The 24679-nt window shown below is 73.8% G+C and carries 18 protein-coding genes; 10 read left to right on the top strand and 8 right to left on the bottom strand.

What is annotated here, in order from left to right; all coding sequences use genetic code 11:
- Window positions 1-13: 13 nt before the first annotated feature.
- Complete coding sequence (locus tag AVL61_RS14755) at window positions 14-1507, bottom strand: heparan-alpha-glucosaminide N-acetyltransferase domain-containing protein (RefSeq protein WP_231738434.1); 1494 nt, start codon at window positions 1505-1507, stop codon at window positions 14-16.
- A gap of 330 nt (window positions 1508-1837) precedes the next feature.
- On the opposite strand from AVL61_RS14755, the gene AVL61_RS14750 reads away from it, so the two are divergent.
- Together AVL61_RS14750 and AVL61_RS14745 are read left to right on the top strand one after the other, a co-directional pair.
- Window positions 1838-2587, top strand: coding sequence for a response regulator transcription factor (locus tag AVL61_RS14750; RefSeq protein WP_058875081.1), 750 nt, complete (start codon window positions 1838-1840; stop codon window positions 2585-2587).
- Window positions 2587-4158: a sensor histidine kinase gene (locus tag AVL61_RS14745; protein WP_082697200.1), complete on the top strand. Its 1572-nt coding sequence runs from the start codon at window positions 2587-2589 to the stop codon at window positions 4156-4158. The genes AVL61_RS14750 and AVL61_RS14745 overlap by 1 nt, the downstream gene beginning before the upstream one ends.
- 81 nt (window positions 4159-4239) lie before the next feature.
- Here AVL61_RS14745 and mptB read toward each other — a convergent pair whose 3' ends face one another.
- Complete coding sequence (mptB, locus tag AVL61_RS14740) at window positions 4240-5847, bottom strand: polyprenol phosphomannose-dependent alpha 1,6 mannosyltransferase MptB (protein ID WP_157571456.1); 1608 nt, start codon at window positions 5845-5847, stop codon at window positions 4240-4242.
- Between the two features lie 283 nt (window positions 5848-6130).
- Here mptB and AVL61_RS14735 point away from each other — a divergent pair, with 283 nt between their 5' ends.
- Both AVL61_RS14735 and AVL61_RS14730 read left to right on the top strand, forming a co-directional pair.
- On the top strand, window positions 6131-7438 hold the full coding sequence (locus tag AVL61_RS14735) for a glycosyltransferase 87 family protein (RefSeq protein ID WP_082697199.1): 1308 nt from the start codon (window positions 6131-6133) through the stop codon (window positions 7436-7438).
- A gap of 46 nt (window positions 7439-7484) precedes the next feature.
- Complete coding sequence (locus AVL61_RS14730; RefSeq protein ID WP_231738433.1) at window positions 7485-8726, top strand: glycosyltransferase 87 family protein; 1242 nt, start codon at window positions 7485-7487, stop codon at window positions 8724-8726.
- A gap of 26 nt (window positions 8727-8752) precedes the next feature.
- Here the strand turns inward: AVL61_RS14730 and AVL61_RS14725 are convergent, their stop codons facing one another.
- The 4 genes from AVL61_RS14725 to AVL61_RS14710 all read right to left on the bottom strand — a co-directional run bounded on the left by AVL61_RS14725 (window position 8753) and on the right by AVL61_RS14710 (window position 13510).
- The gene (locus AVL61_RS14725) at window positions 8753-10384 is read right to left on the bottom strand and encodes a peptide chain release factor 3 (protein WP_058875155.1); all 1632 of its coding nucleotides are present in this window, start codon (window positions 10382-10384) and stop codon (window positions 8753-8755) included.
- Between the two features lie 93 nt (window positions 10385-10477).
- Complete coding sequence (locus AVL61_RS14720; protein ID WP_058875078.1) at window positions 10478-11713, bottom strand: heparan-alpha-glucosaminide N-acetyltransferase domain-containing protein; 1236 nt, start codon at window positions 11711-11713, stop codon at window positions 10478-10480.
- 153 nt (window positions 11714-11866) lie between these two features.
- Entirely contained in the window at window positions 11867-13147 is a 1281-nt protein-coding gene (locus AVL61_RS14715) for an MFS transporter (RefSeq protein WP_058875077.1), read from the bottom strand.
- 3 nt (window positions 13148-13150) lie between these two features.
- Window positions 13151-13510 carry a universal stress protein gene (locus tag AVL61_RS14710; RefSeq protein WP_058875076.1) on the bottom strand — a complete coding sequence of 120 codons (360 nt, stop codon included), beginning with the start codon at window positions 13508-13510 and terminating at the stop codon, window positions 13151-13153.
- A gap of 319 nt (window positions 13511-13829) precedes the next feature.
- Between AVL61_RS14710 and AVL61_RS14705 the strand changes: the two genes are divergently transcribed.
- From AVL61_RS14705 to AVL61_RS14685, 5 genes are all read left to right on the top strand, one after another.
- Window positions 13830-14786, top strand: a complete 957-nt coding sequence (locus tag AVL61_RS14705; RefSeq protein ID WP_058875075.1) for a tripartite tricarboxylate transporter substrate binding protein — start codon at window positions 13830-13832, stop codon at window positions 14784-14786.
- Window positions 14786-15358 (top strand): tripartite tricarboxylate transporter TctB family protein, encoded by a 573-nt coding sequence (locus AVL61_RS14700; protein WP_058875074.1) that lies wholly within the window; start codon window positions 14786-14788, stop codon window positions 15356-15358. Before AVL61_RS14705 ends, AVL61_RS14700 begins: the two co-directional genes overlap by 1 nt.
- Window position 15359: 1 nt before the next feature.
- Window positions 15360-16865 carry a tripartite tricarboxylate transporter permease gene (locus tag AVL61_RS14695; protein WP_058875073.1) on the top strand — a complete coding sequence of 502 codons (1506 nt, stop codon included), beginning with the start codon at window positions 15360-15362 and terminating at the stop codon, window positions 16863-16865.
- Window positions 16866-17099: 234 nt separating this feature from the next.
- Window positions 17100-17648 (top strand): RNA polymerase sigma factor, encoded by a 549-nt coding sequence (locus tag AVL61_RS14690; RefSeq protein ID WP_082697198.1) that lies wholly within the window; start codon window positions 17100-17102, stop codon window positions 17646-17648.
- Window positions 17645-18289 (top strand): methylated-DNA--[protein]-cysteine S-methyltransferase, encoded by a 645-nt coding sequence (locus AVL61_RS14685; RefSeq protein WP_082697197.1) that lies wholly within the window; start codon window positions 17645-17647, stop codon window positions 18287-18289. The genes AVL61_RS14690 and AVL61_RS14685 overlap by 4 nt, the downstream gene beginning before the upstream one ends.
- A gap of 151 nt (window positions 18290-18440) precedes the next feature.
- Here AVL61_RS14685 and AVL61_RS14680 read toward each other — a convergent pair whose 3' ends face one another.
- On the bottom strand, window positions 18441-19928 hold the full coding sequence (locus AVL61_RS14680) for an amidase (protein WP_058875072.1): 1488 nt from the start codon (window positions 19926-19928) through the stop codon (window positions 18441-18443).
- A gap of 134 nt (window positions 19929-20062) precedes the next feature.
- Between AVL61_RS14680 and AVL61_RS14675 the strand changes: the two genes are divergently transcribed.
- On the top strand, window positions 20063-21847 hold the full coding sequence (locus AVL61_RS14675) for an N-acetylglutaminylglutamine amidotransferase (protein WP_058875071.1): 1785 nt from the start codon (window positions 20063-20065) through the stop codon (window positions 21845-21847).
- A 93-nt stretch (window positions 21848-21940) separates the two neighbouring features.
- Here the strand turns inward: AVL61_RS14675 and AVL61_RS14670 are convergent, their stop codons facing one another.
- Window positions 21941-24499: an MMPL family transporter gene (locus AVL61_RS14670; protein WP_058875070.1), complete on the bottom strand. Its 2559-nt coding sequence runs from the start codon at window positions 24497-24499 to the stop codon at window positions 21941-21943.
- Window positions 24500-24679: the final 180 nt, after the last annotated feature.

Genomic DNA, 24679 nt, shown 5'->3' with positions numbered 1-24679 from the left:
CCCCGCGGCCCGTTCAGTCCGTGCGGTGCTCCCGGGAGAGCACGCGCCGGCGGGTGCCGCGCACCAGCCCCGCCACCAGCCGCTCGAGGGGCCCCTGCCCCATGGCCTGGCGCCAGAGGAGCGCGAAGGCCGCGGCCACACCCACGTGGACCACGAACCACAGCGGCTGGTCGTAGTGCACCTCGGCGGCGAGGGCCAGCAGGTGCGCGGAGTACACGGTGAGGGTCATCGCGCCCATCGCGCTCAGCGGCAGCAGCCAGGACGCGGAGCGGCGGGCCAGCAGGAGGAACACGCCCAGCGCGGCCACCGCCGAGCCCAGCCCCAGCAGCAGGGCCGGCGGGGTGTTGGTGTACGGGCCGCCGACCGCCAGCCACCACCACGTGGTCGTGGGCAGCGTCGGCTCGGGTCCCCACACGATGACGTCGGTGACGAGCTCCGCGTCCAGGCCGGGAGTGCGCGCCACCAGGTGCTCGAAGCCGCCGGCCCGGTCGACGAGCGCCCAGGAAGTCAGCGAGGCCCCGGCGGCCAGGAGCGTCCCGCCCAGCACCAGCGCGACCTGGACCCGGAGCCGGGCCAGGTCGAGCCGGCCGATGGCCAGGCCGGTCAGCAGATAGGCCAGGTACGGCAGCGCGGGGAAGGTCCCGGTCAGCAGCAGCCGGGCCGCGGTGGCCCCGGGGTCCCTGACGAGGTCGAGGTAGTCCGGGTTGTAGCGCTCGACGGCGGGCAGCACGTCCCGCAGCAGGTGCACGAGCACGGGACCGGCGAGGGCGAAGCACGCCGCCCAGGCGAACAGGGCCCCTGCGGAGAGGCGCAGGAAGGGGATCGCCAGCAGGAAGAAGGCCCCGTAGTAGACGAGGATGTTGACGGCCGGGACCTCGTCGAGCGTGCTGCCGGGCAGCACGTGGTTGATCGCCAGCCCCAGGCCCGCGATCAGCAGGGCGCGCACGGCCGTGCCCGCCCGGTCGGCGGTCAGCGCCCGGCCGGTGTGCGGCGTCCGGCCGCCGGTGCTGAAGGCGAGCCCCACGCCGGCCAGGACGGCGAACAGAGCCGCGGAGCGTCCGGCGAAGACCGTCCACTGCGCCGTGGGCTCGAAGGTCTCCGGATCCCACGAGGGCAGGATGTGGATGGCGATCATCCCGATCAGGGCCAGGCCGCGGGCGGCGTCCACCCCCACCAGGCGGCGCCTGCCCGGCGCGGCAGCCGTGATGGCGGCCCCGGTGGCCGAGCCCACCGCCGGGTCCACCGCCGGGTCCACCGCCGGGTCCACCGCCGGGTCCACGGCCGGGTCCACGGCCGGGCCCGCGGTCGAGCCCACCGCCGGGTCCGCGGCCGGGCCCACGATCGAGCCCGCCCCCGGCCCTACCGCGGAGCTCGCCGCCGGGTCCACCGCGGCGTTCCGGGCCGGACGGCCGCCCCGGGTCGCGTCCGTGCGAGGAGCGCCCGGCCGCTGCCCGGAGGCCTGCGCCCACGGCACGCTCCTCGGCGGGCGGTTCCCGGGATCGGTCATGGCGGCGGCCCCCTTCAGCGCGGTGCGACGACGGGCCCCCTGCCCGCCGGGCCCGCCTGGCGGGCCGGTGCGCACTCCACTGTTGCTCGTGCACATGTGCCCGGCTTGTCGGATCGCTGTGCTTCTCCTGTGCCGCGGATCTGTGACGCGGGTCCGCGCCCGGGCCGGCGCCTGTCCGTCCGGCGTCTGTGCCGCGGCTGTGCCGGCGCACCCGCCGTTGCCGTGCGCGGTGGCACCACGGCACAGGCTCCGCACAGCCTCCACAGGACGCGCGCCTAATCTGGTGGGGAACAGTGACAGTGTCACGTCCGCCCGGCACCGGGAGCTCCCATGTCCTACTCCTCCAGCTTCTCCGTCCTCGCCGAGGTCCTGCCCCGCCTGACCCACCCGGACGGCTCGCCGATCCGGGTGCTGGTCGTGGACGACGAGCCGGCGCTGGCCGACCTCGTGGCCATGGGCACGGGGATGTGCGGGTGGGAGGCGAGGATCTCCCACGAGGGCTTCGACGCCGTGGCCCAGGCGCGCGACTTCGCCCCGGACGTGCTGGTCCTGGACCGGATGCTGCCGGGGCTGGACGGCCTGGAGGTCCTCGCCCGAATCCGCCGGTCCTACCCGGAGGTGCCGGTGCTGTTCCTCACGGCCAAGGACACCGTGGCCGACCGGATCGAGGGCCTGGCCTCGGGCGGGGACGACTACGTGACCAAGCCCTTCTCGATCGAGGAGGTGCTCATCCGGCTGCACCGGCTGGTGCAGCGCTCCGGGGCCGCGGCGCAGGACAGCGCCACCCTGGTGGTCGGGGACCTGGTCCTGAACGTCGACAGCCGCGAGGTCACCCGGGCCGGTGAGCCGATCGAGCTGACCGCCACCCAGTTCGAGCTGCTGCGCTACCTGATGGAGAACCCGCGCCGGGTCCTGTCCAAGGCCCAGATCCTCGACAACGTGTGGCACTACGACTTCTCGGGCCAGGCCAACATCGTGGAGCTCTACATCTCCTACCTGCGCAAGCGGATCGACGCCGGCCGCGCCCCGATGATCCACACCGTGCGCGGCGCCGGGTACGTCATCAAACCCGCGTCCTGATGCCGCCCGGCCCGCTGTCCACGCACCGCCCGCCGGACCCGCGGCCGGCCTCGTCGCCGGCATCGCCACCGGCCCGACGACGCACCCGTCTGGCCACCCGGCTCATCGCCGGGGTGCTCGTCCTGCTGGCGGTGGTCCTGCTCGTGCTGGGCGCGACCATCGTGGAGCTCACCCGTCAGGACCTCGTGGAGCGGCTCGACGGCTCGCTGCGGCAGGCGACCGGGCGGGCGCTGACCTTCACCCGGGGCGACCCGGCCCTGGAACGGGACCCCCTCGACGCCCCCGGCCAGCCGGTGGGCATCCTGGTGGCCGTGCTGCACGAGGAGGAGGTGGTCAGGGCGTCCTATCGCACCGGGTCCGGGGAGCCCGCGCCGCTTCCCGAGCAGGACGTCGCCGCCCTGCAGGAGACGGGCGTCTTCGCGGCCGGGAGCCCGGACGAGCGGGGCTTCGGGGACCGCCGGCGCTCCACGGGCACGGAGCAGGGCCGGCTCACGGACGTGGCCCTGTCCGTGGGCGAGTACCGCGTCGAGTCGGTCGCCCGGAACGCGCGGAACGGCAGCCAGGTGCTGGTCACCGGCCTGCCCACGGCCTCGGTCGACGACACCGTGACGGAGCTCGTGACCACCATGGGCGTGGGCAGCGTGCTCGCGCTGCTGACCACGGCGGCGGTCGGCACCGTCGTCGTCCGCCGTGCCCTGCGGCCGCTGGAACGGGTCTCGGCCGCGGCCTCCGGAGTCGCCCGGCTGCCCCTGGCCTCCGGGGAGGTCTCCCTCGCCGACCGGCACGTGCCCCCCGAGCTCGCCCGGCCCGGCACCGAGGTCGGGGAGGTCGGGCACGCGCTGAACTCCCTGCTCGACAACGTGGACTCCGCCCTGGCCGCGCGCCAGCGCTCCGAGACCCGGCTGCGCGAGTTCGTGGCCGACGCCTCCCACGAGCTGCGCACCCCCCTGGCCGCCGTGCGCGGCTACACGGACATGCTGCAGCTCACCGAGCCCCTGACCGGCACCGGCCGCGCCTCACTGGCCCGCGTGGAGCAGCAGACGCTGCGGATGACCGCCCTGGTCGAGGACCTGCTGCTGCTCGCCCGCCTGGACGAGGGCCGCCCCCCGGAGCTGCGGGACGCGGACCTGGGCGAGCTCGTGCTCGAGGCCCTCACCGACGCCTCGGCCGCCGGCCCCGACCACGCCTGGGCCCTGGACGTGCCGGAGGAGCCGGTGCCCGTGCGCGCCGACGTCGCCCAGCTCCACCAGGTGCTGGCCAACCTGCTCTCCAACGCCCGCAAGCACACCCCGCCCGGCACCGCGGTGACGGCCGCCGTGCGCGCCACCGCGGACGGCTGGGCGGAGGCCTCCGTCCTCGACGAGGGCCCGGGCATCCCGCGGGAGTTCCAGGCCAGGCTCTTCGAGCGCTTCAGCCGCCTGGACACCTCCCGGCGGACCCGGGAGGGCAGCACCGGGCTGGGCCTGTCGATCGTCCGCTCGGTGGTGCAGGCCCACGGCGGCACGGTGGACGTGGAGTCCCGCCCGGGCCGCACGCTCTTCACCGTCCGGCTCCCGCTGGGCGCCGGCTGACCCTGCCGGCCGCCGCTCACGACGCGCCGGCCGGCCCCGCTCCCCGGCGAATCCCCGGCGACTCCCCCGGTCCCGCCGCGCTCAGCGCCCGCGGACGCCCCGTTCCCGGCGACGACGGCGGCGGAGCCAGCCCGTCGGACCGCCGTGGACGAGCAGGTGGCGGGTGTGGGGATCCAGGAGCATCAGGTAGGCGGTGAACAGCAGGGCGGTCACGAACGCGATCGTCGAGGCGTCGACCGCCAGCTCGAGGAAGGGCCACACGGAGAGCTGGTCCTGGGCGCCGAAGATCACGAAGAAGGTGAGCACCACGTACAGGGTGCGGATCTGCCAGTTGTCCCTGATGCCGGTCACGGCCAGGAAGGGGAGGAACCAGAGGATGTACCAGGGCTGGATGATCGGGGAGAGCAGCACCACGGCGGCGAACGCGAGGCCGAGCCGGCGGACCACCCGGTGGTCGTCGCCGCGGAACATCAGGAGCAGCACCAGGCCGATGGCGGCGTACTGCAGGACGTCGCGCAGCACCGGGGCCATCGCCGCGCCCGGCAGGCCGACCGCGTCCGCGAGGCCGCGGACCTGCTGGCTCAGGAACCCCGAGGGCGAGTAGCCAGTGAACCCCGGGGTGGGGTCGAGCAGGGCCCAGACCCATCCGACGCCCAGCTGCTGGGGGATGCCGCTCAGCACCAGCAGCCCGAAGCTGAGGGTCGCCGTGGCCGCCCACAGGGCGAACTTCCGCCGCCAGGACGCTCCCGGCCCCGCCCACAGGAGCCCGATGAACGGCAGCAGCAGAATGGTGATCGGCTTGATGCCGATGGACGCCGTCACCAGCAGGACACCGGTGACCGGCCGGCCCGTGGCCGCGCAGTACGTTCCCGCCACGGCCAGCCCGAGCATCAGGGCGTCGTTGTGCGCGCTCGCCACGAAGCTGATGAGGAACAGCGGATTGGCCACCGCGATCCACAGGGCACGGGCCGGGTCGGTCCCGTGCAGCCGCGCGAGCTTGGGCACGTACACCGCACAGAGGAGGACACCGGCGCAGGCCAGGAGGCGGAAGAGCAGCACGGAGAGATCCGGGTGCGCGTCCGTGAGGCCCACGATCGCCCGTGCCGACCACAGGAAGTACGGCCCGTAGGGCGTCCGGGCCTCGGCCCACGCCGGGTCCGTCCCCAGCATGAACCAGTTCTCCAGGGCGGAGATGCCGGTCGTGTACGGGTTCTGCTCGGCCAGCATGAGGCGGCCCTGCCCGATGTAGGCGTACACGTCCCGGGAGTAGACGGGGACGGCGAAGAGCAGGGGCAGCGACCAGGCGCAGACCGCGAGCACCACGGAGCGGTGGGCGCCGGCCGGCCAGCCCTGGAGCCGCTGCCCGAGCCGGAGCCAGGACCGCACCAGCAGCATGGCGCCCGCGGTCAGCAGCACGGTGCAGGTGTAGACGCCCCATCCCTCGACCCGCAGCGCGATGACCAGTGGATGGCGGACCATGGGCGAACCGTTGGCGATCCAGCCGGTGCCGACCGATCCGACGAGCATCATCACGGAGCCGATGAGCCCCTGCAGGACGGCGACGTGTGCTCGAGGGTGCCGGTGGGTGCCGGATCCCTCGGGGGAGACCGCGCCGGCGGAGGCGATCGGTTCCGCGGTCCGGCCGCCAGGGCCCCGCGGCGCCTCCGGATCCGACCCCCCTGACATCATGACGTTCGCTGATCCCCTGAGTGTACGATGGCCGGGCGGACAGGTGCGCGGGACGCTCTCCAGAACGCCGATCCTAGCAGTCGCGCCCCCTTTCACCCTGGCGTCCTCGCCCAGGTGTCAGAAGTTCTCGCCACGTCCTCTCCCCGGGGACCGGCCTGCCGCCGCACCGGCACCGCGCTCGGGCACACTGGTGCTCCGGGGAACCGGACCGGCAACGGTCCCGGCCGCGGCGCCCGAGCCGACTCCGCCCCTGCTCCTCCGCTCACCTGACAAGGACTGCCCCATGTCGTCCGACACGACCTCCAGCTTGCGCACCCGGTTCCGTGACCGCCCGTCATCCGGGCGCCGGCGGGCCTGGTGGAGGTCCCCCCGCGGACTGCTCACCGTCTTCGTCGGGGTGCACCTGGTGTTCCTGGTGTTCGCCCTGCAGCTGTCCCTGTCCGGCGCCGCCTTCAGCGACACGTACATCTACCGCGCGTGGGCCGAGGCCGGCTTCGAGGACCAGAACCTGAACGGGGAGCCCACCCCCTGGGTCTATCCGGTGCTGGCGCTGGTGCCCATCGCGCTGGCCGGCGCCGCGGGTCCGGGACCGTTCTTCGTCCTGTGGGTCCTGATGATCACCGTGCTCAACGGCTGGGCCGTGGGGAAGCTGACGGACTGGGGCCGCGACCGGAGCGCCCACCCGGCCGCGTGGTGGTGGCTGGGCTTCGTCTTCCTGATGGGGTGGCTGGGCTTCGCCCGCGTGGACGGGCTCACGGCCCCGCTGGTGCTCGTCGCCCTGGTGTACGGGGCGGCGCACCCGGTGGCCGCCTCGGCCCTGCTCAGCGTCGCCACCTGGATGAAGGTCTGGCCGGCGGCCGTCGTGCTCGCGCTCGTCACCGTGGCCCGCCGACGGGTGGCGGTCGTGGTCACGGGGATGCTGGTCAGCGCGGCCGCGGCCGGTGTCGCCACCGCCATGGGCGCGCTGCCGAGGCTCTTCGACTTCCTCACCCAGCAGGGGGACCGCGGCATGCAGCTGGAGGCCACGTTCACCACCCCGTGGCTGTGGTCGTCCGTGCTGGGCCTGGGCGGGTCCCGGATGTACATGAACACGGAGATCAACTCCATGCAGGTCGACGGTCCCGGCGCGGCGACGATGGCGGTGCTGATGCAGCCGCTGCTGCTGCTGGCCGCCGCCGGGGTCACCGTGCTGATCGTCAGGGGCCTCCGCACCGGCGAGCGGGCCGGCGGCACGGATCGCACCGAGCTGCTGCTGGCCGGATCGCTGACCATGATCACCGTCTTCGTCGTGTTCAACAAGGTCGGCTCCCCGCAGTTCATGGTGTGGCTGGCTCCGGCCGTGGCCGTGGGACTGACCCACCACTGGCAGGCGTGGCGGGTGCCGGCAGCCATGCTCATCGCCGTCGCCGCGGCCACGTTCTTCGTCTATCCGCTGTTCTACTACGAGCTCAGCCACAACAGCCCGGTGATGGCCCTGGTGCTGACCCTGCGCAACGCCCTGCTGGTGGTGCTGCTGTGGTGGTCGGCGCGCCGCCTGTACCAGCTGGGCACCCCGCAGCCGGCCCCGGTGCTCGCCGCGAAGGAGTCCTGAGATCGCCGCCGCCTTCTTCGACCGGCTGACCGGTCTCCGGGACGCCGTGCTGCCCGCCCGCGCCGTGGCCTGGTTCTCCCGCCCGGCCGGCGTGTGGTGGGGTTTCGCCGTCGTCCACCTCTACTTCCTGGGCTGGATGATGTCCTTCGTCGTCCACGGCGAGGCCTTCAGCGACACCGAGCAGTACCGCCGGTGGGCCATGGCCGGGTACGACCCGACCGACGCCGGGGACGGGATCAGCCCGTGGGTGTACCCGGTGCTCGCGCAGATCCCGATCCACCTGGCCGGGATCGCCGGCCACGGACCCTACCTGCTGGTCTGGACGCTGATCATCACCGTGCTCAACGCCGTGGGCCTGCTCTGCCTCACCCGCGGCCGGCGGGGCGAGCAGGGCATCGCCCCCGCCTGGTGGTGGCTGTTCTTCACCGTGTTCCTGGGCTACCTGAGCTTCGCCCGGGTGGAGGGCATCGCGGCCCCGATCGTGCTCGTCGGGCTCCTGTACGCGTCCGAGCGGCCCGTGCTCGGCTCCGTGCTCCTGAGCATCGCCACGTGGATCAAGGTGTGGCCGGCGGCCCTCGTGCTCGCCCTGGTCATCGCGTGCCGGCAGCGCGTCCGGGTGGTGGCCGCCGGGGTGGGGGTCACGGCCGCGGTGGTGCTGGGCACGCACCTCTCGGGCGGCCTGCGGCACATCGCGGACTTCCTGGTCAACCAGGGCGAGCGCGGCATGCAGCTGGAGGCCACGTTCTCCACCCCGTGGGTGTGGCTGAGCGTCTTCGGCGTGGCCGGGTCGCGGATGGCCGACAACGTGGCCATCAACTCCACGGAGGTCCACGGCCCCGGCACCGAGCTCGTCGCGCTCCTCATGCAGCCCCTGCTCGTGCTCGCCGTCCTCGCCGGTGCGGCCCTGCTCGTCCGCGCGCTGCGGCGCGGGGCCGAGCGCGAGGAGCTCTTCTACGAGGGCGCGCTGATGCTGACCACGATCTTCATCGTGTTCAACAAGGTGGGCTCGCCGCAGTTCATGATCTGGCTCGCCCCGGTCGTCGTCGCCGGGCTCGTGCACGACCGGCAGCGGTGGCGGACGCCGGCGGCGCTGCTGATGGGCATCGCGGTCACCACGTTCGTGATCTATCCGCTCTTCTACACCCCGCTCATCCACGCCCACCCGGCCATGGCGGCCGTCCTGACGGCGCGCAACGTGCTGCTCGTCGTCCTGCTGAGCTGGTCCGTTCAGCGCGTCGCGGCGCTGGGGCGCAGGGTCCAGCCGGTGCCGCAGACCCTCGACGCCTGAGCCGGCGGGTGCCCCACCGAGGACGCTCAGTCGAGGGCTCCGCCGATCGGCTCCAGGGCGGCCTCAGGAGCGTGGGTGGCCACCCGGCCGAGCTTCCACTTGTCGGTGAACACGGCGATGGGCTCGCCGTCGGCCCGCCGGAGCACCTCGGTGCCCGGGATGCGGTTGAGGGCGTCGGGGTCCGGGGCGACCACCCGCCGGGCCAGGGTGTAGGGCAGGGGCTCCAGCCGGACCTGGGCGCCGAACTCCCGGTCCATCCGATCGGCCACGACCTCGAACTGCATCGGCCCCACCGCCGCCAGCACCGGCGCCTGGTCCCCGCGGGCCTCGGAGCGCAGCACCTGGATGACGCCCTCGTGCTCGAGCTGGGTGATCCCGCGGCGGAACTGCTTGGCCCGTCCGGCGTCCGCCGCCCGGGCCACCTGGAAGTGCTCAGGGGAGAAGTGCGGGATCGGCGGGAAGACCACCGGGGTCCCCGTGTAGACGCTGTCCCCGGCCCGCAGGGCCGAGGCGTTGACCAGGCCCACCACGTCCCCGGGGAAGGCGGTCTCGATGGTCTCCCGGTCCCGGCCGAACACGTGGTGGGCGTACTTGGTGGCGAAGGGCTTGCCGGTGGCCGCGTGGGTGAGCACCATTCCGCGCTGGAATACCCCGGAGCAGACCCGCAGGAACGCCACGTGGTCCCGGTGGGCGCGGTCCATCCCGGCCTGGAGCTTGAACACGAATCCGGAGAACGGCGCGTCCACCGGCCGCAGGGCACCGTCGGCGTCCGCCCGGGGACCGGCCGGGGGTGCGAGGTCGACCAGGACGTCGAGCAGGGCGGCCATCCCGAAGTTCAGGGCGGCGGCGGCGAAGAGCACCGGGGTGGCCTCTGCGGCCAGGAACGCTCCGGCGTCGAAGGCCCCGTTGCCCTCGGCCACCAGTTCGGCCGTCTCGACGGCCTCCGTCCAGGCCGCACCCTCGAGCTGAGCAGCCTCGTCGGGTCCGAACACGTCCACCTCGGCCAGAGCGGCGCCGGAGGCCACCCGCCGGTACCGGGTGTAGGCGCCGGTGCGGGGATCCACGGTGCCGCGGAAGTCCCCGGACAGCCCCACCGGCCAGGACAGCGGCACCGGCACCCGCCCGGTGCGCTGCTGGACCTCGTCCATGAGCTCCAGGGCGTCCTTGCCCGGGCGGTCCCACTTGTTGATCACCGTGATCACCGGCAGGCCCCGCCGGCGGCAGACGTCGAAGAGCTTCAGGGTCTGGGTCTCCAGGCCCTTGGCCGCGTCGATGAGCATCACCGCGCAGTCCACCGCGGCCAGCACCCGGTAGGTGTCCTCGGAGAAGTCGGCGTGGCCGGGGGTGTCGAGCAGGTTGAACACGGTGTCCCGGTACGTGAACTGCAGGGCGGCGGAGCTGATCGAGATCCCCCGCTCCTGCTCCATCTGCAGCCAGTCCGAGACGGTCGCCTTCCGGCTGGCCTTCCCGTGCGTGGCACCGGCCTCGGCGATGACGTGGGCGTGCAGGGCCAGCGCCTCCGTGAGCGTCGACTTGCCCGCGTCCGGGTGCGAGATCACCGCGAACGTCCGCCGCCGGGTGGCCTCTTGCACGACATCCTCCGGGGTCGGCCCGTCGAGAACGCTCGGGGAGGTGCGTGCTGATTGCTGTGCGGCCATGCCCACGACTCTATCTTCGCGTGAAAGCAGGGTTGTCGGCCTGACGTCTTCCGCCCCTGACGAGGGTCGTCGCGCGGACCGCCCACGGGAGGATCACCGGCGGGACCGTCGTCCGGGCAGGGCGAGATCGCGGCCGGCGTTCGCGGCGCGGGCCACGACCCGCTCCAGGGGACCGCGCCCGAAGGAGCGCTGCCAGGCCACGGCGAACAGCGCCGCGACCGTCACGTGGATGAGGAACCACAGGAGCGGCACCTCGTAGTGGAGCATGGCGGCCAGGGCCAGCAGGTGCGCCGAGTAGAGGGTCAGGGTCATCGACCCCATCACGCTCAGCGGCAGCAGCCAGGAGCCGGCCCGGCGCGCCAGGAGGAGCAGGGCGCCCAGCACGGCGGTGCCGGAGCCGAGGTCCTGCAGGATCGCCACCGGGGTGTTGGTGTGCGGACCGGGGACCAGCAGCCACCACCAGGAGGTGTCGGGCAGCACCGGGTCCGGGCCCCAGACGATGATCTCGTCGATCCGGTCCTCGCTCAGCCACGGGGTGGAGCTCATGAGCTGGTCGTAGCCCCCGCCCTGGAGGATCAGCACCCAGTACACCAGCCACGCGCCCACGGCCAGGGCGAGCCCCGCCCACAGCAGCCGGCCCTGGACCCGCGCGGCCCGCAGGTTCAGCCGGCCGACGGCCAGGCCGGTGAGCAGGTAGGCCAGGTACGGGACCGCGGGATAGGTGCCGGTGAGCAGCACCTGGGCCAGGACGGTCCCCGGCTCGGCGAGCACGTCGGCGAACGTCGGGTTGTACACCTCGAACGCGGGCAGCACCCCCCGCAGCGACTGCATCAGCACGGGCCCCAGCACGGCGGCCGCGGCGGCGAGGCCGAGCAGCGCGCGCACCGGCAGGTGCAGGAAGGGGATGGCCAGCAGGAAGAACATGCCGTAGTAGACGAGGATCCCGTACGCGGGCGGATCCGCCGGCATGACCTCGTTGACCAGCAGCCCCAGCACGGTGATCAGCACGGCCCGCACCAGCAGTCCCACCCGGTCCGCGGTCATCGCCCGCCCCCGGTGCGGAGTGCGCCCGCCGGAGGAGAGGGCCAGGCCCACCCCTGCCAGGAGCGCGAACAGGGCCGCGGCGCGGCCCGCGAACAGCTCCCACTGCAGCGTGGGACCGTAGTTCTCGGGGTCCCACGCGGGCAGGATGTGGATCGACATCATCCCGACCAGGGCCAGGCCCCGGGCGGCGTCGACCCCCGTCAGCCGGCGCCGGCGGACCAGCGGCAGGGCCGGGCCCTCCTCGGCGGTTCCTGCACGGGGGGCAGGACGGTGGACGTTGACCATGGCGGCGCGTTCCTTCTGTCGGACGTACCGGCGGGTTCCCGCCCGCCGGTCCGGACCCATCGGTCCTTCTCGTCCTCCAGCTGACCAGGCCGGATTGTGCCGCTCTTGTGGCGTTCCTGTGCCGGGGCTGTCGACACGGCCCGGCCCGCCCGGTCAGCGCCGCACGGTCTTCTCCAGACCGCTGACCAGCAGCACCGCGCACGTGAACCAGATCGCCCCGGCCGGTCCGAGCGGCGCGGCCACCAGGCCGGCGAGCAGGGGCATGGCCACCTGGCCCGCGCGGTTGCCGACGAGCCGCACGGCGAGCGCCGAGCCCCGCCACGCGGCGGGCACCGCGGTGGACACCAGGGTCATGGTGATCGGCTGGCCCAGGCCCAGGCAGAAGCCGCCCACGAAGAGGAGCAGGGCGGCGAGCCACGGCACCGTGATGACGGCCGGCGGCACGGCCAGGGCGCACCCGGCGCCGTAGAGGCTGACCAGCAGCAGGACGCGCCGGGACATCCGGTGGGCCAGCCACGGCAGCAGGACCCGGGAGAGGATCGACGCGCCGCCGCGCACGGCCAGCAGGACGCCGATCCACGCCGGGGAGACCCCGGCCCGCTCCCCCACCAGGGGCAGGAAGGCGGTGAGGATGTCGAGCATCGCGAGCAGGGCCAGGGACGCCAGCATGTGGGACGGGACGGCGGGGACCCGGAGGATCCGCACCATGGAGGCGCGCGGCGCCGCCCCCGGGACCACCTCGAGCTCGTCGGTGCCGGGAGCGGCCTGCTCCGCGGCAGCGGCGTCGTCGTCGTCCCGGGCGCGCCGGCGGGCGGAGCCGGCCGCGGATCCGCCGGCTCGCGGACGCACGAGCATGACCGGCGCCACGAGGAGGGAGAGACCGGCCCCGATCCACAGGGACAGCGTGATGTCGGCGACCCGCTCCGGCGAGGCGACGTCCCCGCCCGCCCCCAGCAGCACGCCGGCCAGCAGCGGGCCCACCAGCTGCCCGGCGGAGAACGCGGCCGTGAACCAGCCGAAGCCCTTGTCCAGCTGGTCCGGCGGGGAGAAGCGGGCGACCGCCGACTGACCCGCGATGGTGAACACCAGGTGCCCCATGCCGAGCAGGGCGCTCGCCACGGCGACGAGCGCCACGCTGGGCGCGAGGGCCAGCGCCACGGCACCGAGGGCCAGGATCAGGGCGCCGGTGACCACCATCGTCCGCAGGTCCCGCACCCGGTCGGTCATCCGGCCCAGCCACATGGCGGTGACCAGGGGCAGCACCGCGTAGGCCGCCGTGACCAGGCCGACCGTCACCGAGTCCGCGTCCAGGGACAGCAGCTTGTAGGTGGTGACGGGGCGCACCAGGTTCAGGGCGGTCTGCGTGAGCAGGGCCGCGGCCACGAGGAACCACAGCCAGGCCCCGGACCGGGCCCCCGGGGCGGTCGCGGCCACGCCTCAGGAGCGCCGGGGCTTGACCGCGATCACGGGGGCGTTGGCCTCGAGCAGGATCTGCTGGGCCGCGCTGCCCAGCAGCAGCTTGCCCACGGGGCTGCGGTGCTTCACGCCGATCACCACGGCGGAGGCGTCCACCTGCTCCGCGGCGTCGAGCAGCTCGCCCACGGCGTCCCGGTTGCGGGTGTCGGGGGTCCGGAAGGTGACGGGCACGCCGTCGAGCTCACCGGTCTCGGGGTCCAGCTGGGCGCCCTCGAGGTTGAAGACCAGGAGCTCCTCCTGGCGGCGTCCGGCCTCCTCGACCGCGGCCGCGAGCGCGGCCTCGCCCTCGGGGGTGCTGGTTCGGGCAACGACGACGGTCATGGGAGCCTCCGCGGTGGGATGGGGATGTCGGACGGGCAGATCGGCCGGAGCAGATCGAGGGACAAAACGAGGTCCACCCTACGGCCGAACGTGTGAGGAGCGTCTCTGCCGGCGTGAGCAGAATGCGCAGAACCAGCACAACGATCACTACGCACGAAAGGGCGATCAACGGCCGGCGCGTGATCCGGGTCACTTATCGTCGGTGCAGCGGCTCGGACAGAGCCATGCACCCGCACCCCACGACCCAGGAAAGTGGATTCCCGTGAGCTCACCACCAGACCAGGCCCAGCCGGGCACCCGGCGCCGGCACCCGGTCGCCATGACGGTCTACGGCCTCTTCGCCGCCGCCGTGATCGGCGTGGCCGCCTTCTTCTCGTTCCAGTCGGCCACGGCCGGCTCGGACGTCCGCTCGAACCTCACCCTGATCGCCCCGGCCGGCGCCGGCGGCGGGTGGGACACGTTCATGCGGGAGCAGCAGCAGGCCATGCGGGCCAACAGCCTGGTCAACAACACCCAGGTGGTGAACATCCCCGGCGCGGCCGGCACCATCGGGCTCGGCCAGCTCTCCACCATGGAGGGGCAGGCCAACACCCTGATGGTCACCGGTGCGGGCCTGGTCGCCGGTGTCGCCCAGCTCGACTCGGCCGTCACGCACGACGACGTGCGCCCGATCGCCCGGGTGGTCGAGGAGTACGACGTCGTGGTGGTCCCCGCCGACTCCCCGTACGGGACGATCGACGAGCTCGTCGAGGCCTGGCGGGCGAACCCGGCCGAGGTCGCCTGGACCGGCGGCGGCACCTTCGACCAGCTCGTGATGACCGAGCTCGCGCTCGAGGCCGGCATCGAGCCCTCGGAGACCACCTACATCCCGAAGTCCGGCGGCGGCGAGGCCACCCAGGCCCTGATCACCGGCACCGCGGACGCGGCCACCTCCGGGTACATGGACGTGGCCGACCAGATCGAGGCCGGCCGGCTGAAGGCACTGGGCATGGCCGCCCCGCAGCGCCTGGAGGGCGTCGAGATCCCGACGCTCACCGAACAGGGCTTCGCGGTGGACCTGGCCAACTGGCGGGCCGTCCTGGCCCCGCCCGGGATCACCGACGAGGAGTTCGCCGAGCTGCGGACCCTGCTCGAGGAGTCCGTCGCCACCCCGGAGTGGCAGAAGGCCGTCGAGCGCAACAAGTGGACCGAGGTCTACCTCGCGGGCGACGAGTTCGACGCGTTCATGGCCTCGGAGCAGGAGCGCATCGCCGAGCTGGTGGAGGAGATTTCCTGATGAGCACACCCACGTCCTCGCACACCGGCACCGCCGGAGAGCACCGGACCGACGTCCAGCCCCCGTGGGAGCAGCCGGAGACCCCGGCGACCTGGTGGAGCGGCCGCAGCGGCCTCGTGGTGCCCGCGGTGGTGGCCGCGTTCAGCACCTACCTGCTGATCGGCGCCCTGACCATGGAGATCCCGGAGGGCACCGACTTCCCCGGCCCCACGTTCTACCCGCTGATCCTGACCGTGGCCGGCTACGTCCTGGCCGCCCTGCTGGTCCTCCACTACCTGCGCACCCCGGAGCACCCCGAGGAGCTCTCGGCCCGCACCTGGCGCACGCACTCGGACTGGTCCGCCGTGGCCTGGTCCGCGGGCGGGTTCCTGGCGTTCGCCCTGACGCTCGAGGTGCTGGGCTGGATCCTGGCCGCCGCCCTGCTGTTCTGGGCCGTGGCCCGCGGCTTCGGCAGCCGCCGGCCCCTCTTCGACATCTCGCTCGCCCTGCTCGTGAGCAGCGCGATCTACCTGGCATTCACCGTCGGCCTGGGGCTCAACCTCCCGTCCGGCATCCTGGGAGGCGGTTTCTGACATGGACGCACTCAATCTGTTGATGGAGGGGTTCGCCGGCGCGCTGACCCCCATGAACCTGCTGTGGGTCGTGGTGGGCTGCCTCCTCGGCACCGCCGTGGGCGTGTTGCCCGGCCTCGGCTCCTCGATGGCCGTGGCCCTGCTCCTGCCCATGACCTTCGCCCTGGACCCCACCGCGGCGTTCATCCTCTTCGCCGGCGTCTACTTCGGCGGCCTGTTCGGCGACTCGACGATGGCCATCCTGATGAACACCCCGGGACAGGGCTCGGCGATCGCCTCCACGTTCGAGGGCCACAAGATGGCCAAGGACGGCCGGGCGCCGCAGGCCCTGGCCACCGCCGCCATCGGCGCGTTCATCGGCGGCATGGTCGCCTCGGTGGTCGTGGTCTTCCTGGCGCCCCGGCTCGCCGACTTCTCCGCGAACTTCGGCCCGGCGGAGTTCTTCGCCCTGGCGCTGTTCGCCTTCGTCGCCACGTCCTCGGTGGTCTCCGACTCCGCGGTCAAGGGCCTGGTCTCCCTGGTCCTGGGCCTGGGCATCGCGACCGTGGGCATCGACGCGATCTCCGGCTCGGAGCGCTTCACCTACGGCTCCGCCAACCTGTTCGACGGGATCTCCCTGGTGACCGTGTCCGTGGCGATCCTGGCCCTCGGCGAGGTCCTGCACGTGGCGTCCCGGATCCGCCGCGACCCGGTCGCCCACCAGATGAAGGTCACCGGGCGTCCCTTCCTCTCCCGCGCGGAGTTCAAGGAGGCGGCTCCGGCGTGGGCGCGCGGCACCGCGATCGGCCTGCCCTTCGGCGTGATCCCGGTGGGCGGCGCCGAGGTGCCGACGTTCATGTCCTACGACCTCGAGCGCCGCATCGACCGCCGCCGCGCCAACCCCACGTTCGGCAAGGGCGCGATCCGCGGCCTGGCGGCCCCCGAGGCGGCCGGCAACGCCACCACCGGCACCGCGATGGGTGCGCTGCTGGCCCTCGGGCTGCCGGTCTCCGCGACCGCGGCGATCATGCTCGCGGCGTTCCAGCAGTACGGCCTGCAGCCGGGTCCGCTGCTGTTCGACCGGGCGCCGGAGCTCGTGTGGGCCCTGCTGGCCAGCTTCTTCATCGCGATGGTCGTGCTGCTGGTCATCAACCTGCCCTTCGCCCAGCTGTGGGCGAAGCTCCTGCTGATCCCCAGCCAGTACCTCTACGCGGGGATCATGGTGTTCTGCGGACTCGGCATCTACGCCACCTCCGGAGCGGTCTTCGACCTGCTGCTGCTGCTCGGGCTGGGCGTGCTGGGCTTCATCATGCGCCGCCACGGCGTGCCGGTGGCCCCGCTGCTGATCGGCATGGTGCTGGGCCCGCTGGCCGAGACCAGCATGCGCGACGCCCTGCTGTCCTCCAACGGCGACTACTCGATCTTCGTGACCGGGCCCATCCCGCTGGTGCTCTACGGCCTGCTGTTCATCGTGCTGGCGCTGACCGTCCGGTCCAAGATCGTCAACCGCGCCCGCCGAGACGTGTAGCCCCCGGTCCCGTTCCGCCCGCAGCGCCCCGTCCCGGAGAACCCCGGGGCGGGGCGCTGCCGCGCGTCCGGCCGGACCCCGCGCCGCCGCACCGGTCCGCGGCCGCCGACGCGACGGCACGGGGCCGGGGCACGTCGCCGCCCGCGGAGCACCCGGCGGGCGTGGTGTCCGGCAGGATGGGAAGCACCGCCGCACCGATCTCACGTTCCGGCCGGCGCGTCCGTCTACGGGGTGATGAACACGAAAGAGCCTTTCGAGACGCTGGTGGCCCGGCACGGCCCCGTGGTGTGGCGGGTCTGCCGCGCCGTGCTGAACAGCTCCGCGGACGCCGAGGACGCCTGGTCGGAGACCTTCCTGGCCGCGCTGCGCGCGTATCCGGAGCTGCCGGTCACGGCGAACGTGCAGGCGTGGCTGGTCACGATCGCCCACCGCAAGGCCGTCGACGTCGTCCGGGCCCGGTCCCGGGCGGCGGTGCCCATGGCCTCGCTCCCGGAACCCCCTGCGCACCGGGACGACCCGCACGAGCACGACTCCCCGCTCTGGGCGGCCGTGGCCGCCCTGCCGCCCAAGCAGCGGCGCGTGCTCGCCTACCGGCATCTCCGCGGACTGCCCTACCGGCAGATCGCCGAGCTGCTGGGCGGCACCCCGGAGGCCGCCCGCCGGGCCGCCGCCGACGGCCTGGCCACGCTCCGCAGGACCCTCGCCGAGACCCTCGCCGAGACCTCTGCCGGGACCCGCCCCGGGATCCGCACGCCGTCCGACCGGACAGGAGACGACCGATGACCACCGCACCGCACCCCGCACCCCTGCACAGCCGTCACCGCGCACCCCTGAGCAGCCTTCGCGCCGGCACCCCCGTGCCGGAGACGGTGCTGCGGCGGCTGCACCGGCGCCTGGAGGACGGGGCGGCCGCGGCCGGGCTCCTCGACGTGGCGTACACGACGGTCGGCTCCCCCGTGGGCGAGCTGCTGCTGGCCGCCACGGAGCAGGGTCTGGTCCGGGTGGCCTACGCCCGCGAGGACCACGAGCAGGTCCTCGCGGACCTGGCCCGCCGGATCAGCCCGCGGGTGCTGCGGGCCCCGGCCCGTCTGGCACCGGCCGTGCGGCAGCTCGAGGAGTACTTCGCCGGGACCCGCACCCGGTTCGACCTGCCCCTGGACCGGTCCCTCTCGCACGGGTTCCGGCGCCTGGTGCAGGAGCACCTGCCCGAGATCGGCTACGGCAGCACGCAGAGCTACGGCGCGGTGGCCCGCTCGGTCGGACGCCCGCAGGCCGCGCGGGCGGTGGGCACCGCCTGCGCCTCGAACCCGCTGCCGGTGGTTGTCCCCTGCCACCGCGTGCTGCGGGGCGACGGCGGCCTGGGCGGGTACATCGGCGGGCCGGCGGCCAAGTCGGCGCTCCTCGAGCTGGAGGCGGCGGCCTGAGGACACCGGGGCGGACCTCGGAGCCGCCCCCGGACGGACCGCGCGGCGGAGCGTCCCGGCCCGGCACCGCAGGCCGGCGTCCGGAGCCGTCGGCGCGGCACAAGGGCGTGCCCCGGGGACGCGGTGCGCAGGCACGTCCCGGGCCTGCGGCTCAGAGCGGCGGCTCGAGGTCCCCGTACCGAGTGGCGTGGTCGTAGGCGCGGGCTGTCCGGAGCAGCTCGACGTCGTGCCCGTGGGCCGCGACGAGCTGCAGCCCGACCGGAAGGCCACCGGGGCCGAAGCCGCCCGGCACCGAGACCGCCGGGCACCCGGTCGCCGAGACGAGGCTCGCCGAGCGCATCCACTCGACATATGTCTGCATCGGCATACCGGCGACCGAGCGGGGCCAGCGCTCCTCGGAGGGGAACGGCAGCACCTGGGACGTGGGCGTCAGCAGCACGTCCCACCGGTCGAAGAACGCCCGCACCGCCTCGTGCAGGCGGGTGCGGGCCAGGGCGGCGTCCATGAGCTGCCCGGCCGTCAGGGCCAGGCCCCGCTCCACGTTCCAGACGATCTCCGGCTTCACGAGCTCCCGGTGCTCGGCGACCACGGTGCGCAGGTTCACGGCCATGTCGAAGGCCCGCGTCGTGTCGAACACCTCGTCGGCCTCGCGCAGGTCCGGGACGGCCTCCTCGACCACGGCCCCGAGCTCCTCGAACACCCGCGCCCGGTCGAGCAGCACCTGCACGATCTCCGGCTCCACGGGGACGCCCAGGCCGAGGTCCGTGCTCAGCCCGATCCGGACCCCCGCGAGGGGCCGGGCTGCCGGATCGGGCAGGCCCTCGGCCGCGAGCGCCCGGAAGCCCGTCCGCGGCACCGGGCAGTCCAGCGGGATCCGCGGATCGGGACCGGCCAGCACGGACATGGCCAGGACGAGGTCGTCCACGCCGCGGGCCAGCGGACCGGAGCGGCCCAGCCACGCCCAGGCGTGGCCGGCGGGAGCGGAGGGCACGACCCCGGCGGAGGGCCGGAACCCGGCGACGTTGCAGAACGCGGCCGGGTTGCGCAGGGACCCGCCCATGTCCGAGCCGTCCCCCAGGGGCTGGATCCGGGACGCGATCGCCGCGGCCGCCCCGCCGCTGGAGCCGCCCGCGCTGCGGTCGAGCGCCCAGGGGTTGTGCGTGGTGCCGAAGAGCTCGTTGAAGCTGTGGGAGCCCGCCGCGAACTCGGGCACGTTGTTCTTCCCGGTGCTGATCACCCCGGCCGCCCGGAACCGGGCGACGATCAGGTCGTCGTGCGCCGGGACGTGCTCGGCGAACACCGGGGAGCCGGAGGTGGTGCGGATCCCCGCGGTGGCGTGGGTGTCCTTGTGCGTCATCGGCACCCCGTGCAGGGGCGGGAGCTCGTCCGCGGGCGTGCCGGCGGTGAGCTCGTCGGCGCGGGCCGCGGCCTCGTACGCCTGCTCGCGGACCTGCGTGATCACGGCGTTCACGGCGGGGTTCACGGCGTCGATCCGGGCGAAGTGCGCGTCGAGCACCTCCCGCGCGGAGACCGTGCGGTCCCGCACGGCCGCCGCGAGGTCCCGGGCCGGGAGCCGGCAGAGGTCGGTGAGGTCGCTGGCGTCGCTGGAGGCGCTGAGGCTGCCGGGGCCGCTGGTCATACGGTCACCGTACGGCGACGCCCGGGCCCGGGCCGGGCATCCGGCGGCGTGCCCCCGTAGCATTGGAGGATGCTCTCCCTCCACGGACCGTTCCTCCCGATCCCGTCCCGGCCCCGGAGCGGAGGTGAGCGCTGATGTGCGGTCTCGCCGGTGAGATCCGGTTCGACGGCGCCGCCGCGGACCCGGGCACGATCCACCGCATGACGTGCGCCCAGTCCGGCCGCGGCCCGGACGGCTCGGGCGCCTGGGCCCAGGGGCCGGTGGCCATGGGCCACTGCCGCCTGAAGATCGTCGACCTGAGCCCCTCGGGCGGGCAGCCGATGGTCGACTCCCGGCTGGGGCTGTCGATCGTGTTCAACGGCATGATCTACAACTACCGGCAGCTGCGCGAGGAGCTGCGCGGGATGGGCTACGAGTTCTTCTCCACCTCGGACACCGAGGTCGCCCTGAAGGCCTACCACCGCTGGGGCCGGGAGTGCGTCTACCGGTTCCACGGGATGTTCGCCTTCGCGATCACCGAGCACACCAGCGGGCGCACCGTCCTGGCCCGCGACCGGCTGGGCATCAAGCCGCTCTACGTCGACCACACGGGGGCCCGGCTGCGGTTCGCGTCCACGGTGCAGGCGCTGCTGGCGGCCGGGGACGTCGACACCTCGATCGACCGCACCGCCCTGTCCTACTACCTCACCTTCCACTCGGTGGTCCCGGCCCCGCGCACCATCCTCAAGGGCGTGCGCAAGCTGCCGCCGGCGACCGTGCGCACGGTCGAGCCCGACGGCTCGGCCTCGGACCACGAGTACTGGAACCCCCAGTTCACCCGCGACGAGGACCGCTCGGGCTGGTCCGAGCAGGACTGGGAGGACGGGCTCGTCGAGAGGCTGCGCACCGCGGTGAAGCGGCGCATGGTGGCGGACGTGCCGGTGGGCGTGCTGCTGTCCGGCGGGATCGACTCGAGCCTCGTGGTGGCCCTGCTCGCGGAGAGCGGGCAGGAGGACCTGCAGACGTTCAGCATCGGCTTCGAGTCCCGGGGCGAGGAGTCCGGGGACGAGTTCGAGTTCTCGTCCCTCGTGGCCCGCCGCTTCGGCACCGACCACCACCAGATCGCGATCGACGACACCCGCCTGGTGCCGGCGATCGACCGGACCGTGGCCGCGATGAGCGAGCCCATGATCAGCCACGACTGCGTGGCGTTCTACCTGCTCAGCGAGGAGGTCTCGCAGCACGTCAAGGTGGTGCAGTCCGGTCAGGGCGCCGACGAGGTGCTCGGCGGCTACCACTGGTACCCGCCGCTGGCCGACGTCGCGCGCGACGACGCCCGGAAGACCTACTCCGAGTCGTTCTTCGACCGCCCGTGGTCCCGGCTCGCGAAGGTCCTCTCCCCCGAGTGGATGGCGACCCACGACGCGCCGACGGCGTTCATCGAGCGCCACTTCGGCCGCCCCGGCGCGGAGACGGCCGTGGACGCCGCCCTGCGCACCGACTCCACGGTGATGCTCGTGGACGACCCCGTGAAGCGCGTGGACAACATGACCATGGCCTGGGGCCTCGAGGCGCGGGTGCCGTTCCTCGACCACGAGCTCGTCGAGTTCGCCGGGCGGATCCCCCCGGAGCTCAAGCTCGCCGACGGCGGCAAGGGCGTGCTCAAGCGCGCGGCGCGCGGCATCGTCCCGGACGAGGTGATCGACCGGAAGAAGGGCTACTTCCCCGTCCCGGCGATCCGCACCCTCGAGGGCGGGACCCTGGACCGGGTCGAGGCCGCCCTGACGGACCCGGCGGCGGTGCGGCGCGGGCTCTACAACTCGGAGGTCGTGGAGTCCCTGCTGGCCGACCCGAACCGGCACCACACGCCGCTGCGCTCCAACGTGCTGTGGCAGCTGGGGCTGCTGGAGATGTGGCTGCAGGAGAACGGCATCTCCTGACGGCCCGGCCCCGGGCACACGACGACGGCGCGCCCCTCCGTCCCGTGCGGGTGGAGGGGCGCGCCGCTCGCGCCGGGAGCTCCCGGCGCCGCGTCAGTCGCGCCGGCCGGCGCCGACCAGCTCGCGCTCGGCGTCCGGGCCCTGCTCGGCCTCGCCCCAGCCGCTCGGACCGGCCGCGGCGGCCGGATCCGCGGGAGCAGAGGTGCGGTCCCGGCGCAGGGAGTCGCCCTCGACGTCCACGTTCGGCAGGATCCGGTCGAGCCGGCGGGGCAGCCACCAGGCCTTGTCGCCGAGCAGGTGCATGACCGCGGGGATCAGCATCATGCGCACCACGAAGGCGTCGACGAGCACGCCGAAGGCGAGGCCGAAGCCCATGGGCCGGATCATCGCCATGTGGGAGAACACGAAGCCGGCGAACACGGAGATCATGATGATCGCCGCGGCGGTGACCACGGCCCGCCCGGCCCGGAGCCCCTCCTGCACGGCGGCCCGCGCCGAGCGGCCGTGCACGAACGCCTCGCGCATCCCCGAGACCAGGAACAGCTGGTAGTCCATGGCCAGGCCGAACAGCACGCCCACGAGGATGGTCGGCAGGAAGCTGAGCACCGGCCCGGGCGCGTGCACGCCGAAGACGCCGCCCAGCCAGCCCCACTGGTAGATGGCCACCACCGCGCCGAAGGCGGCGAAGAGGGAGAGCATGAACCCGGCGGTCGCGACGACCGGCACGAGGACCGAGCGGAAGACGAGCACCAGCAGCAACAGGGACAGCCCGACCACCACGGTGAGGTACAGCGGCAGGGCGTCCGCCAGCAGCTGGGAGACGTCGATGTTGCCGCCGGTCTGGCCGGTGACGCCGATGCGCACGCCGTGCTCCTCCTCCAGGGCGGGGGACAGCGCGCGCAGGTCGCCGACGAGCTCCTCGGTGGACTCGGCGGCCGGGCCGTCCACGGGCACGACCTGGAAGGCGGCGGTCCGGCGGTCCTCCGACAGCCCGGCCGGGACCACGGCGACGACGTCGTCGTGCGCCATGAGCTCCTCGCCCACGGTGAGCTGGAGCTCCGCGGCCCCGGACCCGTCCGTGCCCTCCGGCAGGTCGGCGACCACGAGCAGCGGGCCGTTGGTGCCGGCGCCGAACTTCTCGTCCAGGACCTGGTAGGTGCGGTACTGGGTGGAGTCCTCGGGCTCGGAGGAGGCGTCCGGCAGGCCCAGGCGCATCGAGGCCGCGGGGAGGGCGACGACGACGAGCGCGAGCACGCCGGCCACGAGGGTCAGCACCGGGTGGCGGGTGGCCACGCCGGGGCGGGGCTCCCCGAGGTGGGCGGGCCGGCGGGCCGCGCGGGTCCGGGCGCGGGCGGAGAGCAGCCGCTCGCCCACGAGGGACAGCAGCGCCGGGGTGAGGGTCACGGCGATCAGCACGGCCACGGCCACGCAGACCGCCGCCGCGGTGCCCATGACGCCCAGGAACGGGATGCCGGTGACGTTGAGCGCGGCCAGGGCGATGATGACGGTCAGCCCCGCGAAGACCACCGCGTTGCCGGAGGTCCCGGTGGCCAGGCCGATGGACTCGTGCAGCTCCGTGCCGGCCAGCAGCTGCTGGCGGTGCCGGTTGAGGATGAACAGCGAGTAGTCGATGCCCACGGCCAGGCCGAGCATGACGCCCAGCATCGGGGTCACCGACATCATGTCCACGGCCCCGGAGAAGGACAGCACGCCCAGGGCTCCGACGGACACCCCGGTGAGCGCCATCAGGATGGGCAGTCCGGCGGCCACGAGGGTGCCGAGCATGGCCAGCAGCACGATCCCGGCGATGACCACGCCGATGACCTCGGCGGGGCCGAAGAGCTGGGAGATGTCCTGGGCGATCTCCAGGGAGTACTCGACCTGCACGCCCTCGAGCTCGGTGCCGTCCACGGCGGCCTGCAGGGCCTCCTTCTCCTCGGCGGTGACGGCCTGCTGCTCGGCGGTGAAGGTCACCACGGCCATCGCCGTGGTGCCGTCCTCGGAGACCGTGCGGGTTTCCTCGGCCAGGGCCATCATCCGCTCGCCGCGGTCGAGCTCGGGCAGCCCCGCCTCGAGCTGCTCGCGGTTTTGCTCGAGCTCCGCGCGGGCGTCGTCGAGGGCGTCCTGGCGGGCGTCGAGCTCGTCCAGGGCCCGGTCGGGGGCGTCGGCCCGCTCGGCCTGCTCGCGGGCGTCGTCGAGCTTCTGCTGGTTCTCGTCGAGCGTGTCCTCGGCGGCGTCGAGCTGCGCCCGGCCGTCGGCCGTCTGCTCGCGCCCGTCCGCGAGCTGCTGCTCCTGCTCTTCGCGCTCGTCCTGCGCGGCGAACGGGTCCAGGACGCCGTCGACGCCCGGGGACGCCTGCGCGGCGGCGAGCGCCTCGCCGATCTGCTCGCGCTGGTCCGCGCTGAATGGCTCGCCGTCCTCGGTCTGGAACACGATCCGTCCGGTGCCGTGGCCGGCGTCGGGCAGCTCGGACTGGAGGCGGTCGGCGAGGCGCTGGGTCTCGGTGCCGGGGACGGTGATCGCGTTGGTCAGCTGGCCGCCGAAGGCCGCGAAGGCGCCTCCGGCGAGGAGCAGGACCGCCGCCCAGGCCGCGACCACGGCCCAGGCGCGGCGGGCGGCGAAGCGCCCGAGTCGGTACAGCAGATGTGCCATGTCTCTTCTCTGTCGGTCGTGTCCGGAGCGTCGTGTCGGACGCGTCGTGTCTGGAACGTCGTGCTTGGAGCGTCGTGGTCAAAAGCGCCGTGTTCAGGAGCGCCGTTCGAGGGAACTCGTGCGCCGGAGATCGTGCCGGGGGCGGTGTTCCGGGGAGGTCGGGCGCGGAACGCCCTGCCG

Origin of the sequence: Kocuria rosea subsp. polaris (assembly GCF_001483755.1) — a bacterium.
Lineage (GTDB): Bacteria > Actinomycetota > Actinomycetes > Actinomycetales > Micrococcaceae > Kocuria > Kocuria cellulosilytica.
The sequence above is the reverse complement of the archived record's forward strand: the minus strand, read 5'-3'. Positions and strand labels throughout refer to the sequence as shown.

Coding starts and splice junctions, on each gene's coding strand:
- AVL61_RS14675 (WP_058875071.1), top strand. CDS start 20,063: ATGTGCGGTCTCGCCGGTGAGATCCGGTTCGACGGCGCCGCCGCGGAC.
- AVL61_RS14680 (WP_058875072.1), bottom strand. CDS start 19,928: ATGACCAGCGGCCCCGGCAGCCTCAGCGCCTCCAGCGACGCCAGCGAC.
- AVL61_RS14690 (WP_082697198.1), top strand. CDS start 17,100: ATGAACACGAAAGAGCCTTTCGAGACGCTGGTGGCCCGGCACGGCCCC.
- AVL61_RS14750 (WP_058875081.1), top strand. CDS start 1,838: ATGTCCTACTCCTCCAGCTTCTCCGTCCTCGCCGAGGTCCTGCCCCGC.
- AVL61_RS14720 (WP_058875078.1), bottom strand. CDS start 11,713: ATGGTCAACGTCCACCGTCCTGCCCCCCGTGCAGGAACCGCCGAGGAG.
- AVL61_RS14670 (WP_058875070.1), bottom strand. CDS start 24,499: ATGGCACATCTGCTGTACCGACTCGGGCGCTTCGCCGCCCGCCGCGCC.
- AVL61_RS14725 (WP_058875155.1), bottom strand. CDS start 10,384: ATGGCCGCACAGCAATCAGCACGCACCTCCCCGAGCGTTCTCGACGGG.
- AVL61_RS14735 (WP_082697199.1), top strand. CDS start 6,131: ATGTCGTCCGACACGACCTCCAGCTTGCGCACCCGGTTCCGTGACCGC.
- AVL61_RS14755 (WP_231738434.1), bottom strand. CDS start 1,507: ATGACCGATCCCGGGAACCGCCCGCCGAGGAGCGTGCCGTGGGCGCAG.
- AVL61_RS14700 (WP_058875074.1), top strand. CDS start 14,786: ATGAGCACACCCACGTCCTCGCACACCGGCACCGCCGGAGAGCACCGG.
- mptB (WP_157571456.1), bottom strand. CDS start 5,847: ATGATGTCAGGGGGGTCGGATCCGGAGGCGCCGCGGGGCCCTGGCGGC.
- AVL61_RS14705 (WP_058875075.1), top strand. CDS start 13,830: ATGACGGTCTACGGCCTCTTCGCCGCCGCCGTGATCGGCGTGGCCGCC.
- AVL61_RS14710 (WP_058875076.1), bottom strand. CDS start 13,510: ATGACCGTCGTCGTTGCCCGAACCAGCACCCCCGAGGGCGAGGCCGCG.
- AVL61_RS14745 (WP_082697200.1), top strand. CDS start 2,587: ATGCCGCCCGGCCCGCTGTCCACGCACCGCCCGCCGGACCCGCGGCCG.
- AVL61_RS14695 (WP_058875073.1), top strand. CDS start 15,360: ATGGACGCACTCAATCTGTTGATGGAGGGGTTCGCCGGCGCGCTGACC.
- AVL61_RS14685 (WP_082697197.1), top strand. CDS start 17,645: ATGACCACCGCACCGCACCCCGCACCCCTGCACAGCCGTCACCGCGCA.